This is a genomic window from Borrelia persica No12 (genome assembly GCF_000500045.1).
Taxonomy (GTDB): Bacteria; Spirochaetota; Spirochaetia; order Borreliales; family Borreliaceae; genus Borrelia; species Borrelia persica.
Window position 1 is genome coordinate 1 of record NZ_AYOT01000038.1, and the last position, 383, is coordinate 383.

A 383-nucleotide genomic window follows, 5' to 3' on the forward strand; every position below is an offset into this window, starting at 1 on the left:
CCAATCATGCTCTTAATATTCTCACGTAAAAGATCTAAATCAATGTTTTGAATGTCAATATTACTGTCTGCTCTCAATGTTTTATAAATTAAATTTATCCCATGCTCTACTCTCTCAAGATGAGAAATTACTTCAATAACAAAATCGTTATCCCTTTTAATTTCACAATTAATTACTTCATTCCCTACTGTCAAAAATAAATTGCCTTTGCTTAAACCCGTACATGCAAGTTGTATTTGTACTTGTACATAATATTTAAAGAAATATTTACTCTCTATAAAATTACCAGTACGGTTATATTCCAATGCAGCTTCTTTTAACTGATAACTATCACTAGATTTAAGCTCTAAAAGTTCAGCTTCACCTTCTTTGTTTATAAACCA

1 pseudogene is annotated in these 383 nt (G+C 29.0%); it reads right to left on the reverse strand.

From position 1 onward, the window contains the following. A pseudogene (locus U881_RS12470) lies at positions 1-383 on the reverse strand (DUF244 domain-containing protein); the annotation flags it as partial.